The organism is Chamaesiphon sp. VAR_69_metabat_338 (assembly GCF_031423935.1).
GTDB lineage: Bacteria > Cyanobacteriota > Cyanobacteriia > Cyanobacteriales > Chamaesiphonaceae > Chamaesiphon.
Map to the genome: position 1 here is coordinate 1 of NZ_JANPGM010000462.1, position 5,240 is coordinate 5,240.

General features: G+C 45.1%; 5 protein-coding genes. 1 reads left to right on the top strand and 4 read right to left on the bottom strand.

All coding sequences use genetic code 11. The features are described from left to right. Positions 1–1,411: tetratricopeptide repeat protein (locus RMO84_RS12770; protein ID WP_310488833.1), on the bottom strand; the 1,411-nt coding region annotated here is incomplete at its 3' end. A gap of 386 nt (positions 1,412–1,797) precedes the next feature. Then, entirely contained in the window at positions 1,798–2,763 is a 966-nt protein-coding gene (tilS, locus tag RMO84_RS12775; RefSeq protein ID WP_310488834.1) for a tRNA lysidine(34) synthetase TilS, read from the bottom strand. A 195-nt stretch (positions 2,764–2,958) separates the two neighbouring features. On the opposite strand from tilS, the gene RMO84_RS12780 reads away from it, so the two are divergent. Next, a complete protein-coding gene (locus RMO84_RS12780) occupies positions 2,959–3,267 on the top strand; it encodes a hypothetical protein (protein WP_310488835.1) in 309 nt (102 codons plus the stop codon). A gap of 438 nt (positions 3,268–3,705) precedes the next feature. On the opposite strand, the gene RMO84_RS12785 is transcribed toward RMO84_RS12780, so the two are convergent. Together RMO84_RS12785 and RMO84_RS12790 are read right to left on the bottom strand one after the other, a co-directional pair. Further along, positions 3,706–3,981 carry a hypothetical protein gene (locus RMO84_RS12785; protein WP_310488836.1) on the bottom strand — a complete coding sequence of 92 codons (276 nt, stop codon included), beginning with the start codon at positions 3,979–3,981 and terminating at the stop codon, positions 3,706–3,708. A 254-nt stretch (positions 3,982–4,235) separates the two neighbouring features. Continuing rightward, positions 4,236–5,240 (bottom strand): hypothetical protein (locus tag RMO84_RS12790; protein ID WP_310488837.1); only part of this gene is annotated, 1,005 nt, incomplete at its 5' end.

Consider the following 5,240-nt stretch of genomic DNA (forward strand, 5'->3'; position numbering starts at 1 on the left):
CTACGGTATTATTTTGAGCTTGGAATAGTTTTGCAGCCATTTTGAGATCTTCAGTTGCAGCGGGATTCGATCGCATTTGGGCGTGTAGCAAGCCGCGATTGCTATAGGCAAGTGCGTAATTGGGTTGCAAGCGAATCGCCGTATTGTAGTCAGCAATTGCTTTCTGATTCATATTCAGTTGCGCGTGGGTAACGCCGCGATTGAAGTAAAATTCAGCATTATTCGGATCGCGAGCGATGCCGCGATCGTAATCTGCTAGAGCTTTTTGGTAGTCACCAGCAGCATACAATGCGATGCCACGATTGAGATAAGGCGGGCCATAATTCGGCTTGAGGCGGATCGCCGCACTGTAGTCCGCGATCGCGGCGGGTCGATTGCCCAGATTAAAATAGACAATCCCGCGATTATTATAGGCTTCCACTAGTTGGGGATTGAGTTCGATCGCCTTCGTGTAGTTAGCGATTGCCTCCTTCCGATCGCCTCTTTCGGCATAGGCTAGGGCGCGATTGAAATAGGAAATCCCATCTTGGGGATTGAGGCTGACAATCCGATCGTAGTCGTTAGTGGCACCGTCACTATCGCCAATAGCATTCTTGGCGATCGCCCGATTGAGGTAAGCATTGGGCTGATTGGGTTGGATCTGGATCGAGCGATCGTAATCGGCAATTGCCCCGCGATAGTCGCCCAGCTCGGTTTTGGCGCGACCTCTGCCGTAATAAGCGTTGGCGTAGCTTGATTTGAGCTTAATGGCTGCCGTGTAATCGGCGATCGCGCCTTGGCGATCTTGAAGGTTGAGTTTGGCTAAGCCGCGATTATAGTAAGCATCGACATTTTGTGGGCTGAGTTGAATCGCGCGATCGTAGTTGGCGATCGCGCCTTGTTTATTACCAGCTTGGGCTTGGACGATCCCTTTACCGACTAAGACTTGCGGATCGTTAGGTTTAATCGCACTGGCAGCTTCGAGATCTGCTAAAGCACCTGCGCGATCGCCCGTATTCAGCCGTGCAAAACCGCGATTGGCATAGGATTCAAAAAATCTGGGATTGAGAGCGATCGCGCGTGTATAGTCCGCAATTGCCCCTGCCGCATCGCCATTCAAGCCTTTAACAATGCCCCGATTATTATAAGCATCCACAAAATTGGGCTGCAACTGAATTGCCCGATCCAAATCGGCGATCGCCCCGACAAGATCGCGCTGTTTGTAGCGGCGCATCCCGCGATTGTAATAACTGCGAGCTGATAGGGTGGTTTTAGGAGTGACAACGGGGGTGCGGGTAGTTTGCTGTGAACCTAGAGGGGCGGCATCTACTTGTGGCGATAGCGACAGCGTCGCTAACAAACCAGCCAAAGTCAGCAGTACCAGCTCCATCGATCGCAATTTACGCGCGGACAGTATATTTTGAATCTTCATGATTAACTTAAAGGTAAATGAATGATTGTGGCGATCGAAATTCAGTAACAATAAATCGGGATTAATTCAAATTTTCTGGCGTCGGCTAGGCTCGCTCTCGACTACGATCCCCCTGTATTTAGCTAGGCAGATCGTCACCTAACTCGATCGGCAGCTTGATGAGATCCTAACAAATCTCTTGAATCTCAGCGTCGAGCGATCTCAATTTATGCATAATTAGCCTGACGACACCAACGTACAGATGTTTCCCTGTATAGCTTTTCTACTTGAAGGTCGATGTATGCCTCTTAATTACACCAACTCACAATAGTGGGTATTTACCTGCAATCCATATCCGTAAAATTGCTGAACATCGATCGGCAGATCGTCAGATCCCACCATGCGGATTATGCGCGCACGACGATCCAAATACCGCTGACTTCTGCTGCCAGCCCCTGACTGAATGTCGAAGTACGAGTCCGATTGGGCGCATCAATTAGCGCGAGCGTCTCCTCGATCTGGCTGAATGTGGGCATCTTTGCCAAAGTCTGAGTCAGAAATTGGCGAATTACACGGCGTTGGAGAGCCAGCGGTAGCGATCGTAAGATGACTCGATCGAGTTTGACTCCCAGATCGTCCACTGCTTGGCGATACCACTCACTAGCTAATGACTCTAGATACTCCACATCCGCGCGCAACAGTTCGGCAGTCCGCGCCAAATGACTCTCGACTTGCGGATTAAAATCGGCAGCCAGTCGCGGCATAATCTCTAAGCGCAGCCGATTGCGCGGATACTTGAGATCCTGATTGTAAGCATCCTCCCAAACTGGCAATTGATACTCTTGGCAAAACGCGCCGGTTTGGGCACGATTGACGGCTAGTAACGGTCGTACCAAACTAATCTCTGGAGTCAATTCTCGCTGCCAATTCATCGCACATAGTCCGTCGGCACCGGCACCGCGCACTAGATTATAAAGTAAAGTTTCCGCTCGATCTGTTTGGGTATGTGCGGTAACGATATAAGTACTTTCGGTAGTTTGCGCGAGCCGAATCAAGGCTTGATACCGCCACTCCCGCGCCGCGCCATCTGTTTCAGGTAAATTGGCAGTGGTTTCACAGTGAAACGGTAGCTGCCAGCTTGCAGCCACTTGCGCTACGCGCTCGGCAATCCCGATATCCTGCTCCCAACCATGATCGCAATGCCCCACTGCCAACTGCCATTGCCAGCGCGATTGGAGATCGCAAAGCAATTGTCCCAGACAGAGGGAATCTTGGCCGCCAGAGACGGCAATTAAGATCCGTGCGCCAATCGGTAACAACTGCCGAGCGATCGCGCACTGGTGAAGCTGACTATGTAAAGGCGTCCAAGGCATCCGTCAAATAGCTAATTGCTACATTGTAGACCGTGTAATCAGTTGAGTAGGTTGAGCTATTATACCAATGCCGACGACGATCGTCTCAATTTATAACTGTAATGAGTATGGAAAAATGGCTCGAACCGATCGCGATTTCCACGCTCACCGTCTAACTCATCTACTTCAGTAAGATTGCTACTTACACTACATCAAATGCGTCGTGGCACCCTAGATATCTTTCAAACTGTCAGAGTAATTATTGCTAGAAACTTAGAAATCGATCCAGATGCGATCTATCTAGAATTTCAATTTCAGGACTTTATCGATCGACTCGCCCAGACGCGCCAACAAAAGTCCGGTTCTAAAGATTTGCTCGATTATCTAGAAGCCGCCAATATCTACATCGATATATGTGAAGAGTTTGACTTGAATTTCTTGCTAGATTTCACCGATAAGTCCTGCAAGACAGTCGCAGATCTGATCTTATTAATCAAATCCAAACTCGATAGTCGAGTAGCCTAGATTAATGCTGATTTGTTGCTAGTCGCTCGAATAACTAACATTGCAACTCGATCGATTATTCTAATTCCAACAATTGAGCTAGTTTATGAGCGGCTTCATGAGAATCGAGAGGCGACCAAACTTCATAGGTCGCACCAGCTTGTAAAATTGGTTCCTATTCTTTTGCTAGTTGATATCGTTGAACGTATTTACCTTTTACACCTCCTTGCATCTGAGCAAAGTCATATTCAGGGCGTAATTCATCTTCTAGTTCGTCAAGTTTCTTGTTCATAACAGTATGTCTGGCTTATTGTACCGATCTCTCGCTCGATAAGGCCTCAATGGTAACAGTTCCACCCTCAATCGCTTCAATCGGAAGTTTCAACCATTTGCTTAGGGTTGTTGGCATGACCGCAATCCGAATTACGGCTTCACAACGCTGATTGACGAAGCCATACATCATACAGATTTTTTCAGGCTGCGAGAACCAAAACGATAGACAGCGCGATGTCCGATCCGAATTACCCAGGGTTGGGCATCGGTGTATCGATCGTATAATCGATCTGTTGCCTCGATTTTATTATCAGCTACTTCAAAAGCGGCGGTTTCAATATCAATAGCGACTATCTTCCCATCGTTGCCTTCTTCAACTTGAGATCGAATCTGGGATTGATAAATCTCATCGCCACGGCGGGCAAATTCTTCTTTGCTATAGCGGGGTTGTGTTGTAGTCACACGATTAGCCTCAACTTCTATATTCTTTAATTGTAATCTGCTAGATCTTCTTTCGGCGATCGAGTAACTAAGAGATCGATCGAATCCCAAGATTATTCCAAGCTACACAACTAGATCGAGTCTCAAGGATCTAGAGACTCGATTTAGCTGCTGACATTGCAAATCGATGGAGCAAAATATTTGAATCAATTGATATGCATGAGTCTAAATTGGTAGATAAAGTCCCACAAATCTCACTGTTAACTTATTTAATATTAAAGGCGACAAGCACGAATAAAACTGTTCATAGAACTTTCAATTTTTATTACTTGCTCGATCCATTGTTCTAAAACTCTTCGATTAGTGGGCATGGTGTTGATTGTGACAGGTGTTATATAACCATCACCTAAACATACAGGTGGCAGTTTTATTGAATTTCCAATTAAATTCTCCATCGATAAAATATTTTTACCCCAAACCCCTCTTTCTATAAAGTTTTTTCTCCCTATGCAAAGTAAATGTATTAATCTATCTATGTGATCTCCATCTAGAATTTGGTTGTCTAATCCTTTCATTTGTTCTAAGGTCAATTGGTTGATTAACTCTAAACTAGGTAGACCAGAATTTCTGATAGCTTCTGTTAACCATTGTTCGACAGATATGTCTTTCTGATATTTAGGTGCTTGATTTGAAATAATTAAGAAAGCAAATCCAGGGTCTGCAAGCTTTTGAAGTGCTTGCACTCTATCACCCCAAACATTAAATTCTTCTGGAATATTTAGAGAATGAAATAAAATCTCAGGCAGATTTAGACAGAATGTTGCTAATGCAGCAGAAAATTCATAAGACTGGAGAGCCTCGTCAAGTTTAATCGAATTTGCTAGGCAATGAGTTGCAACCGAATAAATTGCTAGTTTAGGATTATACAAATTTTGTTTTATTTTTCTTTCAAGTATACCTAATTCCACTATTCTACTATCCTCATCGAGGAGTGCTAATCCCTGTACTTTTACTTTAAGCTCTGCGTAAGTTGCATTACATTCTGTCAAAGCAACTATGCTGAAGGGGACACGAATGATTTTTTGATAGTTGGAATTAGAGAAAATGGTAAAAATAATTGGTCTGTCTACTCTCGATCGACCATCGACACCAAATTCAAGACCGCAACTGTATGCATACCTCCAGATATTTGTAACTGCTTCTTCTGCATCTATTGAATATTCTTCTGTGTAATAGCTAGAAAGCCTCGCTCTAAAACGCTCAGAATTAGCAATTGCAAT

Bases quoted from the DNA above. Each gene is read 5' to 3' on its own strand.
- tilS (WP_310488834.1), bottom strand. From the start codon at position 2,763: ATGCCTTGGACGCCTTTACATAGTCAGCTTCACCAGTGCGCGATCGCT.
- RMO84_RS12780 (WP_310488835.1), top strand. From the start codon at position 2,959: ATGCGTCGTGGCACCCTAGATATCTTTCAAACTGTCAGAGTAATTATT.